Below are 19,059 nucleotides of genomic sequence, written 5' to 3' on the forward strand. Positions count from 1 at the left end.
CAAAGATAGGGTTTTGTTCCTAGTTATAAGGTGTAAATTGGTAGATAATATCAGAGTCAACCATAAATTCAGGTTTTTGATTTCCAATTAAATTACATCATTTTGCTTTTCGTGGAAGGTTTTTTTTAATCCTCTTATGATTGTACCATTAGCCAAAAACCGGTTGGGATACGCCAATAAAATCAACGAAGTTGCGCTAAAAAGTAATGCTGGAGTTTCTATTTGTAAAATCATAATTTAATAGAATCATTGTAAAGGCAAATATTGCTAATCTTTTGATGCATTTTAGTATTGCAATGAATAAGAGGAGTTTTCCTTTACTGACTTAAATTTTTAAAGTGTAATCCAGTTAAAGGTTTGTTCGATGATTCTAGTTTTTTCTTTTTGAATAAATTTTAAATAGGCATCGGCTACAGGTGAAAACTTTTTGCCTTTTAACCAAATTAAATTCCAGTTGGATTGAATAGGCAAGCCTTTTACCGGAATAATTTGTAGGTCTCCATTATTAAGCTCGTTTTTTATACCAATTAAAGGCATGATCGAGCATCCAAGTCCAGCCAGTACGGCTTGTTTTACCGCTTCATTTCCGGTCAGCACCATTTTTTTTGAAACTGTTAATTGATTCTGTTCTATAAATTTTTCCATCACATATCTTGTTCCTGATCCTTGCTCGCGATAGATGATGGGTAAGGTTTCTATGATTTTTTTTTCCTGAATTCCTTTTCCCATTTTTTGATCACTATTAGCAACAAGGAAAAGGGAATTAGGCATAAGCTCCACTTTCTCGATTTGCAGGGTTTCTGGTAACACGGAAACCAGAGAAAAATCTACTTCATTTCTTTCTAAGTTTTTCAACACTTTAGTTTTATTGGTCACATCCAGAATCAATTCGACACCTTGATTTTGTTTCAAAAAATCAGATAAAAAATAGGGAATTACATATTTCCCGGTTGATACGACAGAAATTTTTAATCGTCCTGTCAGTTGTCCCTTGAATGCCATTGTTTTATAATTGATTGCATGCACTTCATTTAGAATTTTTTCTGCAGCCATGGCGATTTCTTTGCCAAAATCAGTAACAAACAGCTTTCTTCCGATTACTTCTGTTAACGGTACATCAAATTGATCTTGAAAATTTTTTAATTGAATGGATACTGCGGGTTGTGTAAGGTGCAGTTCCATTGCGGCTTTAGTGATGCTTTTATTTTGGGTAATTTTTAAAAAGACATGCAGCTGGTGTAGTGTATAATTCATAAATAATTTTTATGTTTTGTATTACAAATATAAATAAAAATATATGGATAGCCGGTTTTACTTTTGTAAAAAAAAATAAACAAAAAGATATGCAAAGAATAACAATAGCAAAAGGAGACGGAATAGGACCTGAAATAATGGATGCTACTTTGAAAATTATTAAGGCAGCGGGCGCACAAATCGAATTCGATGAAATTGAAGTAGGTGAAAAAGTGTATTTAAAAGGCAATACTTCCGGAATTGAAAAGTCATCTTGGGATTCTATAATAAACAATAGAATATTTCTCAAAGCTCCAATTACTACTCCGCAAGGTGGTGGTTATAAAAGCTTGAATGTCACCACTAGAAAATTCTTAGGATTATATTCTAATGTTAGACCATGTATGAGTTTGCACCCTTTCGTGGAAACAAAACATCCAAAAATGGATATTGTCATTGTTCGTGAAAATGAAGAAGATTTATATGCGGGAATAGAACATCAGCAAACGGATGAAGTTGTGCAGTGTTTGAAAATCATCAGTCGTCCCGGCTGTGAAAAAATTGTCCGCTATGCTTTTGAATATGCCAAACAGTATGGAAGAAAGAAGGTAACTTGTTTCACAAAAGACAACATCATGAAGCAGACGGACGGATTATTCCATGAAGTGTTTGATGAGTTAGCGAGAGAGTATCCTGAAATTGAAAACGAGCACTGGATTATAGATATTGGTGCTGCAAAAATGAGCGATACACCAGAGAATTTTGATGTTATTGTAACCTTAAATTTATACGGTGACGTGATTTCTGATATCGCTGCACAAATTGCCGGTTCTGTGGGGCTGGCAGGCTCAGCAAATATTGGAGAAGAATGTGCAATGTTTGAAGCAATTCACGGATCTGCACCCAGAAGAGCCGGACAAAATGTTGCGAATCCGTCGGGATTATTACAAGGAGCAGTAATGATGCTGAATCATATTGGGCAAAACGAAGTGGCTAGTAAAGTACAAAATGCATGGCTGAAAACGCTTGAAGACGGAATACATACCTATGATATATTCAAAGAAGGCGTAAGCACTGCAAAAGTAGGGACTTCAGAATTTGCCGACGCAGTAATCCTAAATTTAGGGCAAAAACCAAAACAGCTTCCTGCTGTAGATTATAAAAATGTTCAAGCCTTAGATCTCCCGAAATATAAGAGAAGACCAGCTGCAAAAAAAGAATTGGTAGGTCACGATGTATTTGTGCATTGGAATGGAACCGATCCTAATTCGCTAGCCGAAATTCTAAAAAATATAGGGACTGAAAATCTAAAACTGAATATGATTTCCAATAGAGGAATCAAAGTTTGGCCCGAAGGATTTAAACAAACCTTTTGTACGGATCACTGGAGATGCCGTTTCAAAGCTGAGGATGGAGTACTAGTTAACAAAGAGGAGATCATTGGATTATTGCAGCAATGCATCGACCATAATATCGATAGCATCAAAACTGAAAATTTATATAAATTTGACGGGAAAATGGCTTTTTCATTGGGTCAAGGACAGTAAGAAATGCGTTAACTTCTCCTTTATTTAATTGGTACTCTTTCGCTAAATGTGCTGTTTCCTTTAAAGAATTTAATAAGGTGAGTCATTCCTAACACGCTCCAGTAAGTAGTAAAAAAATTAGTCCCTATGAAAAATAAAAATAAAAAAATTAGTTTGGTCTTTGGAATAGTTTGGTTGATTGGTGGAATACTATTGACAATCGTAGCACCTAATAACTTATTTTTCACACTGTTTCTAGGTTTGGGAATATTTTTCACGATCTACACATTACAAAAAAATAAAATTTCATTATAAAGTATTATGGAAAAAGAATATCAGTTTAAGTTAGTTGAAGGTCAGTTTGCACCATCAGAAGCAGGAAAAGTACTGTTTTCTTTGATAAATAGTAAGATAAATTACCATAATTTGGAAATATTTAGTAATCAGATCCGTTTTGATGAAGAGAATCCGCATTCAAAAATAAGGGTTAAGACTCTTTTAGACGCCTCTGAATACATCAAGGAACTCATCAAAGAAGCGTCGTCAAAGGATTTGGAACTGAAAATTGACAGTGTAATTCAAATTGTACTGTGTCCTAAAGTAAAAACTGAATTGAATGTTTGAGGGTAGACAATTACTCATTGCCACCAAGCATCACAAAGAAAAAGTGATTGCTCCAATTTTTGAAAAAGGATTAGGTGTTCACTGTTTTGTTCCTGAAAGTTATGATTCGGATATTTTCGGCACTTTTTCAGGTGAAGTGGAGCGGAAAAACACGGCAGTTGAAACCGTCAGAGCTAAATGTTTGGCGGCAATGGAAGAATTTGACTGCGATTTGGCTATTGCCAGCGAAGGCTCTTTTGGTTCACATCCTTCCATCTTTTTTGCTCAGTCCGATGATGAGTTTTTAATTTTTATCGATAAAAAAAACGACTTAGAAATCATTGCCAGAGAACTCAGTTTGAAAACTAATTTTCATGGAGAAAATATTTCTAGTAAAGAAATGCTTTTGGATTTTGCAAATAAGATTCAATTTCCTGCCCATGCCATAATTTTGCGAAGCAAGCCTGATGATCTAACAACACTAGTTAAAGGGATTACCACAAAAAGTGAATTGGAAGATACTTTTCAACACCTTGTGAACAAATATGGGAGTGTTTATGCTGAAACTGATATGCGTGCGCTGTACAACCCCACTCGTATGGGTGTGATAAAAGTAGCGGCGCAAAAATTATTGGAAACTATAAAAACGGAATGTCCAAGCTGTAAAGCACCGGGTTTTTGTGTGATAGATGCGAAACAGGGCTTGCCTTGTTCATGGTGTTCAGCGCCCACACGATCTACCTTGAGTTTTATTTACAGTTGTAAAAAGTGCTTTTTTAGTTCTGAAAAAATGTATCCCCATCAAAAAATAACCGAAGAACCAGGATTCTGCGATTCCTGTAATCCATAAGATATGAGTATAATCAGTAGTTCGATTCCAAAAGCTGTTGCGCTTTTAAATCAGGAGCAAATCATAGGAATTCCTACTGAAACGGTTTATGGTTTAGCCGCCAATATTTACAGTTCAAAGGCGGTAGAGCGTATATTTTTGATTAAAAAACGTCCGTTTTTTAATCCGTTAATTGTTCATATCAAATCGGCAACTGTCCTTTCTGAAATAGCGAGAGACATTCCTGAAAAAGCGAACTTGTTAGCAAAAGCTTTCTGGCCGGGACCTTTAACTTTGGTTTTAAAAAAGCAAATTTCCATTCCGGATTTGGTTACCGGTGGTAAAGATACCGTAGCGATCAGAGTTCCAAATCACCCAGTAGCCTTAGCCCTGCTGAATCAGTTAGCCTATCCGCTAGCGGCTCCAAGTGCTAATCCGTTTGGCTCTCTTAGTCCTACTACAGCAATACATGTTGCCGACTATTTTGAAGAGGTGTTACCAATGGTTTTGGATGGTGGAGCTTGTCAAAGGGGAATAGAGTCAACGATCATCGGATTTGAAAATGGGGAGCCTATTTTATATCGCTTGGGTTCTTTGGCTGTAGAGGATATTGAAGCAATTGTTGGGCCGGTAAAAATGATTACCCATGATGATATTGCTCCAGCGGCACCAGGCATGTTTTCTAAGCACTATGCTCCTTCGACGACGACTTTTTTGACAGCTGATGTGACGGAGAAGCTAAAAATGTTTCCGGATCAAAAAATTGGAGTTTTAGTATTCCAAAAAGGAATTGATGATCCAAAAATTGTACAACAGGAAATTTTATCACCTACAGGCAATTTAGCAGAAGCCGCATCGCAATTGTATGCTGCTTTGCATCGATTAGATGAGTGTACACTTGACTTGATTATAGCAGAACGTTTTCCAGATGTGGGTTTAGGCAAAACGATAAATGATCGATTAGAAAGAGCCACTAAAAAATAAAATATGGATACCATCATAAGAAATGCAAAAGTGGTCAATGAAGGACAAATACTTAATTTAGATGTGTTGATATCAGGTGAAAGAATTGAAAAGATAGCTCCATCGATTGTCGTAAATCCAGCTAAAAAAATCATCGAAATTGACGCAACACGACTTTATCTGCTTCCGGGAGTAATTGACGATCAAGTTCATTTCAGAGATCCCGGATTAACTCATAAAGGCACTATTTTTTCAGAGTCAGTTGCCTCTGTCGCTGGCGGCATCACCTCCTTTATGGATATGCCAAATACTATTCCCAATACGCTGACTCAAGAGTTATTAGAAGAAAAATACACGATGGCGGCCGAGAAATCAATTGCTAATTATTCGTTTTTTATGGGTATTTCAAAAAATAACTTGGAAGAAGCTTTAAAAACAAATACTGAAAATGTATGTGGGATCACGGATGATGGTCTTTATTTTAATAATGATGAGGGGATTTTAGCCAATTATCCAGAATTTTTGGAGCAACTTTTTTCAAGAACCGACACCTTGGTAGCTTTGCACAGCGAAGATGATTCACTGATAAAAAAGAATACGAAGGATTATAAACGACTTTACGGAACTGAAATTCCTTTTTTTTATCATTCCTTTATTCGGGATGAGGAAGTTTGCCTAAAAGCTACCAAAAGAGTACTTTCTATTGCTGAAAAATACCACACTCGCTTACATTTATTTCATATCTCAACTTTGGCGGAAGCCAAATTATTTGATAATACAATACCCATTCGAGATAAACGAATCACCGCCGAGGCTTGTATCCATCATCTTTGGTTTTCAGACGCCGATTATGATAGATTGGGCTCCAAGATCAAATGGAATCCCTCCATAAAAACAGAGCAAGATAGAAAAGGTTTACTGCAGTATTTGCTCAATAACTCAATAGATATTATTGCAACGGATCATGCTCCCCATACTATTGCCGAAAAAGCAGGAAATTATTTTCAGGCACTTTCAGGCGGACCATTAGTGCAACATGCTCTTTTAGCAATGTTAGAATTATTTCATGGTGGCGAAATTCCTTTGGAGAAAGTAGTGGAAAAAATGAGCCATAACGTAGCCGAAATTTACAGAATAAAAGAACGAGGCTATATAAGGGAGGGCTATTTTGCCGATTTAGTTTTAGTCGATTTAAATAAAAAACAGGAAGTAACTACAGATTCTCTTTTATATAAATGCAAGTGGTCTCCTTTTTTAGGGCAGGTTTTTACAAGTAGCATCAATTCAACTTTTGTAAATGGAAATTTGGTGTATGAAAAAGGACTTGTAAAGACAGATATAAAAGGAAAAAGATTGCGATTTGAAAAGATAAGATAATCAAAATGTGTAAAATAATTTTAAAATAATTAAAATATGAATCTTAGTTTATTATTGGATAATTTAACGAATCCGGCCTTGTTGTTTTTTGTGTTGGGAATTATAGCAGTTTACGTAAAAAGTGATTTAGAAATTCCGGAGAATACCTCTAAATTCATATCGCTGTACCTTCTTTTTTCAATTGGTTTTAAAGGCGGACAGGAATTAGCTCACAGTCACTTTACTGTAGACATACTTTGGTCAATCGTTTTTGGGGTATTGATTGCAGTATTAATTCCATTCTATACCTTTTTTATTTTAAAGAAAAAGTTTAGCATCGAGAATTCGGGTGCTATTGCTGCGGCTTATGGGTCCGTGAGTGCAGTAACCTTTGTAACAGCCATCTCTTTTTTAGAAATTCAAAACTATACTTTCAGCGGCCACATGGTTGCTGTAATGGCGCTGATGGAAGCTCCTGCAATCATTATTGGAGTGATTTTAATCCGATTATTTAGTAAGGAAAAAGTTCAGAAAACTAAAATGAGTACAATTGTTAAGCACTCTTTTACTAACGGAAGCGTACTCTTAATTCTTGGAAGTTTGGTTATTGGGTTTTTAGCCAGTGAGCAACAGGCTTTAGGAATTAAGCCATTTACTACTGATATTTTCAAAGGGTTCTTGGCTTTATTTTTATTGGATATGGGAATTGTTAGCGGACGAAAATTAAATGATTTTTTCAAAAGTGGCTGGTTTAGCGTCTTTTTTGCAATTGTTTTCCCATTGATCAACGGGTGTATTGTTGCTTTTTTAAGTCAATTCGTTACCGAAGATATTGGGAATCGTTTTATTTTTGCAGTCTTGGCGGCGAGCGCTTCTTATATAGCAGTTCCGGCAGCTATGAAAATTGCAGTTCCAAAGGCGAACCCCGGAATATTTTTACCGATGGCTTTGGCAGTAACGTTTCCTTTTAACATTACTTTTGGGATGCCTATTTATTTTTCAATTGTGTTGTGCCACATTTGATGAGATGTTTTATCCAATAGTACCACTTAATTTTGAGTCTTAAAAAAGACTGCAAACCATAGATGATTTTTAAACAAAAAAACCTGTAAGTTTGCGCCTGCAGGTTTCAATTTTCTTCCCAGAGTTTAAGGTGAAATTTTATCTAACCATATCGAAACTTTCGTTAAATCGGAGACGCAATACCTGATTCCAGTGATCAATCAAATATGTTTTACGATCCTTTTTTTTGAAATTTTTAAATTGCGAATTTTCTTTGTCAGATCGTTTATTTACCGATAATCGTTAGCGCAGTTTTGCAAACTGTGCCCACTACAATTGGCAACTAAAATAAATCTAATAAAACTACCTCTAATTCATTTTCTAATGCAGCATAATTTCTTGCAGAACTAAAATAATAATCTTCCGGCATCGTTACAATTTTTTCGTTTACAGGATTGTTGTGTATGTATTCCATTTTTTGTTTTATAAATTTATTGCTGTAAATATGTTCTGCATGATAGCCGTTTTGCCAAACTTTGTATTGTTGTTCTTGTTTTAAATGCTGACAAGCTTTTTTAAAATAATCCAACATCCATTCTCTCCTGCTTTCCGGTTCTTCAATAATAGTCTGAATAATTTTTTTAAATGTATATTTTTTAAAATCACGCATCACAACGGATAATATAAAACCGTTTGTTGCTTTGCAAAGCAGATGAATATGGCTGTGCATAGTACAATATCCATAAATTTCTAAGCCCTTTTGATCTTGACAATAGTGTAACGCTTGTATAATAATTTGTTTTTGATTTAATCGTGTAAAAATATCTACCCAACCCATTGTAGTTATCGTAATAAAATAAGCATCTTCGGTCGTTGTGGCTTTATACTTTGTAGACATTTTTTGTGTTATTTGTATTGTTTGCTCACTATTGTGGGCACAGTTTGCAAAACTGCGCTAACGATTGTGGTATATCGGCGCGATCGGGTTTTATTCAATTTTTAATAGTTTGTTTTCTCTAATTTCTACTTGACCTTTTATTTGACAAATTTTAATTGATTTTTTATTCTTAATAAAAACTAAAAGAGATTTGGAATCATCTGCAGTAACATATTCAGATATATTTGACAAATCTATATTATATTCTTTTCCAACTTCTTCTGGAACAGAATAAGGACCAATAATAATGTAATTATCCCATTCAAAATCAGTTATTTTAGTTAAATCAATTGGCTTTTTTTGTTTTAAATATTGTAAATTTATTTTAGAAGTTAAAACTTCATCAAAGCTTAACTCAAAAAAAGAGTTACAAGCGATAAATGTTGCAATAAATAGAAATAAAATTATTTTTCTCATTTTAATATCGTTTTATTTTCATTCCCCCGTTAGTGCGGATTTGCAATCCGTGGATATTCCAATGGTCAATCAAATATGTTTTACGATTCTTATTGAAATTTTTAAATTGCGGATTTCTTTTGTCGCTTTACTATGTGTGCACGAGTTACAAATCCGCGTGATCGTTGTCTGAAAAAAAGGATATCCGCGCTATCGGGCTTCTGAGGTTGCATAGCCATTTGTACACGATTTTTAAAAATATTCAACAATAAAAAAATAAAACACTGCCCATATTATAATAAAAAATAGTCCAAGGTATACATTATTTAAATTTTTATTTAAGTCTTTTTTAATTATTAGTCGGTATAAAATCCAACCTATAAAAACGATTACTAAACCTACTACCATTACAATTCTTGACATAATTTATTTGTTTTTAGTATAATATGGTTAATTCCTGTAGGAGCCTATTGTAATTTATATTTATTTACTCTTGAGAATGTTCACGAGCGAGACGCTCGCTCTAGCTGGGGCTTTACATAGGTGTAGCTGTTACCTGCTGGCTTTATTTCTGTTTTAACAACCATTCGATTAATTCATTATTGTCCACAATGCTCCAAGAATGCGGATGCTTACTATTGTCAGGTTTTCTATACCCTTTATTTTGCGTAATTATCAATTCTGCTTTAGTATTTCCGAGTCTATTCAATTCATTAATCATTGCCGAACATTCCGTAACATTCATCCCTGTGAAATCCTCTGAATTTTCTTTCAACCACCAATTAATATCAGGTTCAGAGTAAATTCTCAAAGGAAGTTTTATTATATTTTTAATAGCTGTTTGAGTTGTGTCGTTAAATGAATAAGGTGATATTCTATAATAATTTTTTAATGCAGTTTTTGGTGAACCTCCCATTTCTTTTTCTAGTTTCTCAATCGTATAAACTCTCTCTTCATCTGGACTTTTGTTTACGGATAATCGTATCTCTCTTTTACTTGAATTATAAACTCGTTCAAAATCAAGTGGTGGATCAATCGCAAAAATTGCGGTTGGTTTTATAGTTGGGTTTTCTGCATATTTAATCGCACAACTTCCACCAATTGAAAATCCACCAACATAAAATCTTTGGTCAATAAGTTTATGTTTAGAAGTCACGTCTATTAAAATTCTATTAAAAGATTGTTGACTTAAACTATCCACGCCAAAAGATAATTCTCCATCCTGAAAAGTTGGTATAATTGTCAAAATTCCATTCAAAGCTAATTTTTTCGGCAGTTCAGTTTGTTGTAAAACATTTTCGGCTGTTTGTCCAAGTCCTGGGATTAAAAACATATATCCTTTCCATGGTAAATTGGGTGGATAAATTATAGTATAATGGTTTTTTGTTGTGTCAGCATTGTCAAGGTAAGCCTTTTCAATTTTTAGATTATTTACTTTCTGTCCAATACAACCAAATGAAAGTAGAGAAAAAGTCATTACTGTTAATATAAATTTCATAATCGTGTCAGTTCTTTGTTTACGGCATGTAGTTCTGTGCTTGCAGGTAACTCGTTTATATGTATGACCAAATCATACAAACCCGCCCTTTCTGGGTAGATATTTATGACAAACGTCATGCTTTGATATAATTCAAATATATAAATAATTCTTTACAAATAGTTAAAAGGATTATTTAACGAAAGAACTGGTTTGAGCGGTTTTGAGAAACATTATTTTGAAAATAAAAACATCCTAAATCGCCCTGATGGCAATGAAAATCCCGCGCCTTTGCGAGGGACGAAGCAATCTGCGTGGATTGTAATGGACAGCAGGACGAGGCGTTCTTATGAAAACCAATCATTCTGGTTCTAAACAAAAAAAAGCTGCCCGATTGGACAGCTTTACTATTTTGGATATTCCGAAACAAGTTCGGAATAAGCGATTCACACCATTTTACTTCATAAAATGGGTTCTCTGCTTATTTTATCATCTCAAAACTTCTTTTCACGAAAGCCGTTAATGCTTCGCCTTTTAATAGGTTTTGTGATAATTTAGCTAAGTCTAAGGCTTGTTTTACCAAACTTTCCTGAGCTGATTTGTCTTTGTTGTTAAGAATGCTTGTTGCCAATTCAGAATTGGTGTTGACCACTAAATTGTACATTTCCGGCATATTTCCCATTCCGAACATTCCGCCACCGCCGCCAGACTGACTCATTTCTTTCATTCTACGCATGAATTCTGGTTGCGTAATAATGAATGGAGCCGCTTGACTGTCCATTGCTTCCAGTTGTACCGAATACGTTTGCTTAGGAACAATAGCTTCCAGAACAGTTTTTAAGTTGGTTTGTTCTTCTTCCGATAATTTAGAAATAGTAGTTTCCTCTTTCTTGATTATATTATCAATATGATCTGAATCCACACGTACAAAAGTCATGTTGCTGTTGTCGCCTTCAATTTTTTGAATTAAATGCGAGATAATTGGAGAATCAAGCACTAATACTTCATACCCTTTCTCTTTTGCAATTTCGATATAAGAGTGTTGTGCTTCTTTATTTCCAGCATATAAAACCACTAATTTCCCATCTTTATCCGTTTGATTTGCCGCAAGGTTTTCTTTTAATTCTTCCAGCGTGTAATATTTTCCATCAACTGTTGGATACAATACAAATGCTCCTGCTTTTTCGTAGAATTTATCTTCAGAAAGCATTCCGTATTCTAAAACTATTTTGATGTCGTTCCATTTTTGCTCAAAATCTTCACGGTTTTCAGTAAATAAGGATTTTAATTTATCGGCTACTTTACGGGTGATGTAATTGGAGATTTTCTTCACCGCGGCATCTGCTTGCAATCCAGAACGAGATACATTTAAAGGAATATCCGGTGAGTCGATAACCCCTTTAAGCATCGTTAAAAATTCAGGAACAATTCCTTCTACATTATCCGTAACGTATACCTGATTTTGGTACAATTGGATTTTGTCTTTCTGAATTTGTAAATCAGAACCTAATTTTGGGAAATATAAAATACCGGTTAAATTAAACGGATAATCTACATTTAAATGAATGTGGAATAACGGTTCTTCAAATTGCATTGGATATACTTCTCTGTAGAAATTTTTATAGTCCTCATCTGACAACTCCGTTGGTTGTTTCGTCCAAGCCGGGTTTGGGTTGTTGATGATGTTATCAATTTCTACTTCAGTAAAAGTTTTGTCTTTATCTTCCGCAGCAACTTCTTCACCCTTTTTTTGTTCAATTTTCTCCGTTTTGGTTCCAAATTTAATTGGAATAGGCATGAACTTATTGTACTTATTAAGAAGCTGATTGATTTTTGAATCTTCTAAGAATTCCAGAGAATCTTCAGCAATATGCAAGATAATTTCTGTTCCGCGCGTAGTTTTGTCAGCAGGCTCTAAAGTAAATTCCGGACTACCATCACAAGTCCAGTGTGCAGCAGGTTCATCTTTAAAAGATTTAGTGATGATTTCCACTTTTTCAGCAACCATAAAAGCAGAATAGAAACCAAGACCAAAATGACCAATAATTCCAGAATCTTTAGCAGAATCCTTGTATTTGTCTAGAAATTCTTCCGCACCAGAGAAAGCAACTTGGTTGATGTATTTCTCCACTTCATCAGCCGTCATCCCTAAACCTTGGTCGATAATGTATAATTTTTTTCCTTCTTTATCAATTTTGATCTCGATAATAGGATTGCCATATTCTACTTTGGCTTCGCCAATGCTGGTTAAATGCTTTAATTTAAGTGTTGCATCTGTTCCGTTAGAAATTAATTCTCGCAAGAAAATTTCGTGATCGCTGTATAAGAATTTCTTGATTAAAGGAAAGATGTTTTCTACTGAAACATTAATTTTACCTGTTGTCATATTTGTAAATATTTAAGTTTAATCTGATTGATTTATTCTTTCAAATAGAATACCAATTGTAAATGATGTGACAAATTGGCGCAACTGTTAATTTTGATACAAAATGATTTAATTTTGAAACTATTTTATTTTTTATCCTTTGTATCTTTGTAGTAATATTAATATCAAATATTTAAAAAGATGAAAAAAATTATTTTATTATATGCTTTGTCTGTTTTGATGTTCGCTTGCAAGTCAACATCAGCAACAAGTACAAATATAGATTCGAAAGCACAAATTGGTATGAAAGGAAATTGGGTAATCGGTTCAGTTAGCTATCCTGGTTCTCAATATGTAAAAGTGAATTCATTTCAAATTGCTGATTCTGAATGTTTTGTTGGGAGTACTTGGAAGTTTGTTTCAAACAATAATAAAGGTACGATGGCTTTGACAAAGGCAGGTTGTACTTCATTTAGTTCACCAATAACTTGGTTTGTAAATAAAGATAAACAATTTGTATTAAAAGTTTTAAATGCAGGTTTGAAAGCAAAAAAAGTTAAAGAAGGATACATTCTTATGTTAGCAAACCAAACTTCAACATCATTTCAATTAATTGATAAAATTGATGTGGCTGGTAAAATGACTGATGTAGTTTACCAATTTCAAAAAAACTAATTAATTAAAAAGATAGATATGAAAAAGATTTCGATAGTTGCACTAGCAACATTAATGATAATGGGTTCAATGTTTACAAGTTGTGAAGCATTAAAAAACACGAATAACGCACAAAAAGGAGCTGGAATAGGGGCTGTTGGTGGAGCGGTTATAGGAGGAATTTTAGGAAATAACCTTGGGAAAGGTGGGAAAGGAGCACTCGGTGCTGTTTTAGGTGGTGTTGTTGGTGGAGTTGCAGGTAGTGTTATTGGTAATAAAATGGACAAACAAGCAAGAGAAATCGATGCTGCGCTTCCTGGAGCTGAAGTGGTTCGTGTAGGAGAAGGGATCAAATTAGTTTTGAATGAGAATGCAGTGCGTTTTGATACAAACAAAGCGACCTTGACTGCTGTAGCAAAAGCTAATTTAGATAAAATAGTTCCAGTTTTTAAAGAGTATCCTGATACTGATATAATTATTTACGGATATACTGATAATACGGGTGCCGCTGCTTATAATTTAAAACTTTCTGCTTCAAGAGCGGCATCAGTTAAAAGTTATTTAGCTAGCAAAGGAGTTTCTTCTGCTAGATTTCAAACAACTGGTTTAGGAATTGCTGACCCAATTGCATCAAATGAGACAGTTGATGGTAGAAGTCAAAACCGTCGTGTGGAGTTTGCTATTACCGCAAATGAAAAAATGATTCAAGAAGCAAAATCGGAGGTGAAAAACTAACGTTATAATATACAAAAAAGAAAAGCTGTTTCGTAATGAAACAGCTTTTTTTTTGGCTTTTTATTTAAATTAAACAGTGTAAATTTGCGCTATTAAATCACGATGATGCTTGAAATTAAAAACATTTCTTTTACTTATATTGAAAATCCGGTTATAAAGAATGTTAGTTTTACGATTGCCAAAGGGCAAAATATAGCCGTTATTGGCGAAAGCGGCTGCGGTAAAAGTACGTTACTAAAACTCATTTACGGTTTATACGATCTTGATCACGGTATCATTTTAAATGATGAAAAACCAATTCTGGGACCTAAGCACAATCTTGTCCCGGGTGAGGATTACATAAAATATTTAGCGCAGGATTTTGACTTGATGCCTTACACCACTGTTGAAGAAAATGTAGGCAAGTTCTTGTCAAATATGCATCCGGAACAAAAGCAAGCTCGAGTCCAAGAGCTGTTAGAAATGGTCGAAATGACTGCTTTCGCAAAAGTAAAAGCGAAGTTCCTAAGCGGTGGACAGCAGCAGCGAGTAGCCTTGGCAAGAGTTTTAGCATTAGAACCCGAAATTATTTTGCTCGATGAACCGTTTAGTCAAATTGATTCTTTTCGGAAAAATTCGTTGCGTCGAAATTTATTTAGGTATTTAAAAGACAAAGAGATTACCTGTATTATTGCCACACATGACAGTACTGATGCGTTGTCTTTCTCTGATGAAACAATTGTGGTTCAAAACGGAAAAGTAGTGGCAAAAGGAGATTCTAAATCCTTGTATGAAAACCCCGCTAACAAATATATTGCTTCTCTTTTTGGAGAAGTCAATGAGTTAAAATTGTCTCAATTAATTGAACTTGTGGATGAAGCGGATCAGCCGCTTTTATTGTATCCGCATCAATTAAAAGTGGTGGACAACGCCATTATGAAAGTAGTCGTAAAACAATGTTATTTTAAAGGAAGTCATTATTTAGTCAAAGCAGCTTTTGAAAGAAGAGCGATTTTTTTTGAACATGATTCGGAATTAGCATTAAATCAGGAAGTATATTTGATGTTATCCTGATGATTAGTATTCAGTAAACAGTGCTCAGTATTCAGTGATTTTCAGTTCTGATAACTATCGAAAGTAGAAGTCGTTTTCAACTTTTATAAAAGTAGTAATAAACAAAAACCCCAAAGTCAAAGTGAATTTGGGGTTTTGTACTATGTTAATTTTTTTGTACAACTTACTGATCACTCAATAACTGATCACTGAACCCTTTTTAGAATTAATTCTTTAAATACTTTTCTAAAAACTGGTCTTGTTCCCAAAGCAAATGCAAAATATTTTCTTTGGCTACATAACCGTGTGCTTCTTTTGGCAGAATTACCATTCTTGCCGGAGCACCTAACCCTTTCAAAGCTTGAAAATAACGTTCGGTTTGCAAAGTGAAAGTACCCGGATTATTATCTGCTTCACCGTGTACCAAAAGCATGGGCGTTTTCATTTTATCAGCATTCATAAATGGTGACATCGTGTTATACACTTCAGGAGTTTCCCAGTAGTTGCGTTGTTCGGTCTGGAAACCAAAAGGTGTTAGCGTTCTGTTGTAAGCACCACTTCGAGCGATTCCACACGCAAAAAGATTAGAATGCGTTAGTAAATTAGCGGTCATAAAAGCACCATAGGAATGACCGCCCACAGCTACTTTTTTTCTGTTGATGTATCCTAAAGCATCCACGGCATTGATGGCCGCTTCAGCATTGTCAACTAATTGCGTCATGAAATTATCATTGGGCTCCGTTGTTCCTTCGCCAATTATGGGGAAAGCTGCGTCATCAAGAACTACATAGCCTTTGGTTACCCAATATACGAACGATCCATAACTAGGAAATGTAAATTCGTTCGGGTTTTGTGTGCTTTGTCCTGCTGAATTTTTGTCTTTATATTCAGCTGGATAAGCCCAAATCAACAATGGCATTTTCTCTTTTTTGATTTTGTCATAACCAACAGGTAAATATAACGTTCCGGATAATTCAACACCATCTTTACGCTTGTATTTAATCACTTCTTTACTCACGTTTTTGATACTTTCAAAAGGATTTTTGAATGCGGTAATTGGTGTTAGTTTGTTTTTTTGTTTAATATTTCTAAGGTAATAATTAGGGTATTCATTTTTAGACTGGATTTGGACTAAAACCGTTCCTTTTTTGAAGTCTTCAATCTCCAAAACGTCTTCTTTTTTATCGGTGTAAGTCGAAGTATACAACCGTTTTGCTTGCAACGTTTTCAGATTAAATTCACTTATAAACGGGAATTGCCCGTTTTTAGTAAATCCATTACCAATAAGATATGCATTGTCATTTTCGATAGCCAAAACATACCTGTTGTATTGGTTTTTTCTGGTTTCAAAATTTCCAGGATCAGAATATACATCCTGTGAATTTCTGTCGAAAATTACTTTTGGAGCCTGACTTGGATTCGAGGGATTTATTGCATACGTTTTGGTATTACGGGTATCGTACCATTCATCTGTAATTATAGCCACGGTATCATTTCCCCAAATTATTCGGTCGTAGCGTTGTGGTGTTTTTACCAATGAAGTAGCGGAAAGATTAAAAGGTGCGTTCCAAAGAAAAACTTCATCTCTGAATTCCACTTTGTTTGCAGGATCGCCACCGTCTAAAGCTTCAGCATAAGCTAATGTTGCGGGTTTGTCGGTTCTCCAGCTCATGTTTCTTTTTCCTTTTCGAACGGCCATAAATCCTTTAGGAATAATCTCCGTCAGCGGCACTTCATTGACTACTTTTACTTCGTTTCCAGCTTTGTCATAGATTACTGATTTTGAAGGAAAACGACTCAACGGGACAATGTATGAAAATGGTTTTTGAATCGTAGTCAGCATTAGATAATTGCCGTCAGGGGAAAAACTTTCTCCCGCATACATAGCTGCATTTTTGAATAAAGTTGCTATTCCGTTCAGGTTTACTTTGTACAATTCAGAAGTCATGATATTCTCAAAATTGATTTCATCATTCTTGTTTTTCAACATATCCGGATAAGTTCTGTTCTGCGATTTTACACCATCGGCGTTTGAAATTATCGGACCGGTTGGCAAATCTTTTTTGGCATCCAAAAGAGCTGCTCTGTTTTTTGGTAACATTTTTACCAAAATAGTTTCGTTGTCATTCATCCAGCTGAACGGACTTCCAATATTAGCATTCACTGTTGCTTCCGTTAATTTGGTGGCTTTCGCCGAAGTAACATCGATAACCCAAAGTTCTACTCCGGAAGCTGTGGTGTGCGAAAATGAGATTTTTGTATCATTTGGAGACCAACCGATAGTACTGATACGAGGATTCGTAGGCAAACCTGTAACCTGTACTTCATTTTTGTCTTTTATTTTGCGTAATTTCAGGTTGTTCACGTATGTAACAGTACTGGAAATATTTGTAATTGGATTAATCCGCAATCCACCCAAGCGCAGTTCTTCTTGGTTTAAATCGTCCAGTGATTTATACGTATTTCTGTACGTAAGCAACATGTATTCTTTTTTAGTATCCATCGATACTGAAGGTGCTCTTTCATAATCCGCTAAATCCAATATGGACTGAGATGGTTTTTGATAGGTTAAGTTTTCTTGTGCAAAAGTGGTTAAGCTCAATCCAAGAAATAAAAAAAATGGAATTTTTAACTTCATAATTTGAATGATTTTAAATTAGCATTGGCAGTGTCAATAATTGGTCTAAAATAAATGAATCTTGTTACATTTGGAAACAAAAACTTTTTTTTAACGTTTGAGTCAGATCCGGATGAGGTCACAATAGTATTATTTTTAAGCACTTCAACAGATTGTATTTGTAAGTATAACAAGAAATTGCGCAAAAAAGCATAAAAGTTGTAAATTGATAAAAAAGTAGTAATTTGTGTGCTCATATTTTCAAGTATGTTTTAAATTTGTACTCGTATTTTAATAAAATAACAACAATATATGTATCATTCAAAAATAGCAGGATTGGGTTATTATGTTCCCGAAAACGTAGTGACTAATGACGATTTGTCCAAAATTATAGACACTAATGATGAATGGATTCAGGAAAGAACTGGAATTCAGGAGCGAAGACATATTATAAAAGGAGAAGACACGACGACTTCTATGGGAGTGAAAGCTGCCAAAATTGCTATTGAGCGTTCTGGTGTTGCTAAGGAAGACATCGATTTTGTGGTTTTTGCCACATTAAGCCCTGATTATTATTTCCCTGGTCCAGGCGTTTTAGTGCAACGGGATTTAGGGTTAAGAACCGTAGGCGCATTAGATGTAAGAAATCAATGTTCTGGATTTGTTTATGCTTTATCCGTGGCAGATCAATATATCAAGACGGGCATGTATAAAAATGTATTGGTAATTGGATCAGAAGTTCATTCTACCGGATTGGATATGACCTCGCGCGGAAGAGGGGTTTCAGTAATTTTTGGAGATGGTGCAGGAGCGGCTGTTTTGAGCAGAGAAGAGGATTTGACCAAAGGAATTTTATCCACACACTTGCATTCTGAAGGGCAGCACGCCGAAGAATTAATTGTAAAAGCGCCCGGAATGGGAGGCCGTTGGATAACAGATATCTTGGCAGATAATGATCCGGATGATGAGAGTTATTTCCCGTACATGAACGGACAATTTGTATTTAAAAATGCAGTGGTTCGTTTTAGCGAAGTAATTAATGAAGGATTACAAGCGAATAATTTGCAGGTTTCGGATATTAATATGTTGATTCCGCATCAGGCAAATTTGAGAATTTCACAGTTTATCCAAAAGAAATTCAACTTGACCGATGATCAGGTCTATAATAATATTCAGAAATACGGTAATACTACCGCCGCTTCTATTCCAATCGCTTTGACTGAAGCATGGGAAAAAGGCAAAATAAAATCAGGAGATACGGTTGTATTAGCCGCTTTTGGAAGTGGATTTACTTGGGGAAGCGCCATTATTAAATGGTAAATAGTAGTACAATA

Annotated in this window: 17 protein-coding genes; 10 read left to right on the top strand and 7 right to left on the bottom strand. The window is 34.9% G+C overall.

The window, feature by feature from the left end; translation table 11 throughout:
* Nucleotides 1-87: 87 nt before the first annotated feature.
* Complete coding sequence (locus EKM02_RS06785) at nt 88-234, bottom strand: DUF2721 domain-containing protein (RefSeq protein ID WP_126453531.1); 147 nt, start codon at nt 232-234, stop codon at nt 88-90.
* 99 nt (nt 235-333) lie between these two features.
* Nucleotides 334-1,254: a LysR family transcriptional regulator gene (locus EKM02_RS06790; RefSeq protein WP_126453533.1), complete on the bottom strand. Its 921-nt coding sequence runs from the start codon at nt 1,252-1,254 to the stop codon at nt 334-336.
* An 89-nt stretch (nt 1,255-1,343) separates the two neighbouring features.
* On the opposite strand from EKM02_RS06790, the gene EKM02_RS06795 reads away from it, so the two are divergent.
* From EKM02_RS06795 to EKM02_RS06820, 6 genes are all read left to right on the top strand, one after another.
* On the top strand, nt 1,344-2,780 hold the full coding sequence (locus EKM02_RS06795) for an NADP-dependent isocitrate dehydrogenase (RefSeq protein ID WP_126453535.1): 1,437 nt from the start codon (nt 1,344-1,346) through the stop codon (nt 2,778-2,780).
* Nucleotides 2,781-3,080: 300 nt separating this feature from the next.
* Nucleotides 3,081-3,383 carry a hypothetical protein gene (locus EKM02_RS06800; protein WP_126453537.1) on the top strand — a complete coding sequence of 101 codons (303 nt, stop codon included), beginning with the start codon at nt 3,081-3,083 and terminating at the stop codon, nt 3,381-3,383.
* Nucleotides 3,376-4,212 carry a DUF6671 family protein gene (locus EKM02_RS06805; protein ID WP_126453539.1) on the top strand — a complete coding sequence of 279 codons (837 nt, stop codon included), beginning with the start codon at nt 3,376-3,378 and terminating at the stop codon, nt 4,210-4,212. Before EKM02_RS06800 ends, EKM02_RS06805 begins: the two co-directional genes overlap by 8 nt.
* 3 nt (nt 4,213-4,215) lie before the next feature.
* Nucleotides 4,216-5,175 (top strand): L-threonylcarbamoyladenylate synthase, encoded by a 960-nt coding sequence (locus tag EKM02_RS06810; protein WP_126453541.1) that lies wholly within the window; start codon nt 4,216-4,218, stop codon nt 5,173-5,175.
* A 3-nt stretch (nt 5,176-5,178) separates the two neighbouring features.
* A complete protein-coding gene (locus tag EKM02_RS06815) occupies nt 5,179-6,531 on the top strand; it encodes a dihydroorotase (protein WP_126453543.1) in 1,353 nt (450 codons plus the stop codon).
* 36 nt (nt 6,532-6,567) lie between these two features.
* The gene (locus EKM02_RS06820) at nt 6,568-7,533 is read left to right on the top strand and encodes a sodium-dependent bicarbonate transport family permease (protein WP_126453545.1); all 966 of its coding nucleotides are present in this window, start codon (nt 6,568-6,570) and stop codon (nt 7,531-7,533) included.
* A gap of 322 nt (nt 7,534-7,855) precedes the next feature.
* On the opposite strand, the gene EKM02_RS06825 is transcribed toward EKM02_RS06820, so the two are convergent.
* The 4 genes from EKM02_RS06825 to htpG all read right to left on the bottom strand — a co-directional run bounded on the left by EKM02_RS06825 (nt 7,856) and on the right by htpG (nt 12,708).
* Entirely contained in the window at nt 7,856-8,410 is a 555-nt protein-coding gene (locus EKM02_RS06825; protein ID WP_126453547.1) for an REP-associated tyrosine transposase, read from the bottom strand.
* A 90-nt stretch (nt 8,411-8,500) separates the two neighbouring features.
* On the bottom strand, nt 8,501-8,866 hold the full coding sequence (locus tag EKM02_RS06830) for a hypothetical protein (RefSeq protein ID WP_126453549.1): 366 nt from the start codon (nt 8,864-8,866) through the stop codon (nt 8,501-8,503).
* Between the two features lie 544 nt (nt 8,867-9,410).
* Nucleotides 9,411-10,343, bottom strand: a complete 933-nt coding sequence (locus tag EKM02_RS06835; RefSeq protein ID WP_126453551.1) for an alpha/beta hydrolase — start codon at nt 10,341-10,343, stop codon at nt 9,411-9,413.
* 460 nt (nt 10,344-10,803) lie between these two features.
* Entirely contained in the window at nt 10,804-12,708 is a 1,905-nt protein-coding gene (gene htpG, locus EKM02_RS06840; protein ID WP_126453553.1) for a molecular chaperone HtpG, read from the bottom strand.
* Between the two features lie 180 nt (nt 12,709-12,888).
* Between htpG and EKM02_RS06845 the strand changes: the two genes are divergently transcribed.
* From EKM02_RS06845 to EKM02_RS06855, 3 genes are all read left to right on the top strand, one after another.
* A complete protein-coding gene (locus EKM02_RS06845; protein ID WP_126453555.1) occupies nt 12,889-13,362 on the top strand; it encodes a lipocalin family protein in 474 nt (157 codons plus the stop codon).
* A gap of 18 nt (nt 13,363-13,380) precedes the next feature.
* Complete coding sequence (locus tag EKM02_RS06850) at nt 13,381-14,076, top strand: OmpA family protein (protein WP_126453557.1); 696 nt, start codon at nt 13,381-13,383, stop codon at nt 14,074-14,076.
* A gap of 105 nt (nt 14,077-14,181) precedes the next feature.
* Nucleotides 14,182-15,129 (top strand): ABC transporter ATP-binding protein, encoded by a 948-nt coding sequence (locus tag EKM02_RS06855; protein ID WP_126453657.1) that lies wholly within the window; start codon nt 14,182-14,184, stop codon nt 15,127-15,129.
* Between the two features lie 205 nt (nt 15,130-15,334).
* On the opposite strand, the gene EKM02_RS06860 is transcribed toward EKM02_RS06855, so the two are convergent.
* Entirely contained in the window at nt 15,335-17,746 is a 2,412-nt protein-coding gene (locus EKM02_RS06860; protein WP_126453559.1) for an alpha/beta hydrolase family protein, read from the bottom strand.
* Between the two features lie 291 nt (nt 17,747-18,037).
* On the opposite strand from EKM02_RS06860, the gene EKM02_RS06865 reads away from it, so the two are divergent.
* A complete protein-coding gene (locus EKM02_RS06865; protein WP_126453562.1) occupies nt 18,038-19,045 on the top strand; it encodes a 3-oxoacyl-ACP synthase III family protein in 1,008 nt (335 codons plus the stop codon).
* Nucleotides 19,046-19,059 lie beyond the last annotated feature (14 nt).

Origin of the sequence: Flavobacterium sp. RSP49 (assembly GCF_003968735.1) — a bacterium.
Lineage (GTDB): Bacteria > Bacteroidota > Bacteroidia > Flavobacteriales > Flavobacteriaceae > Flavobacterium.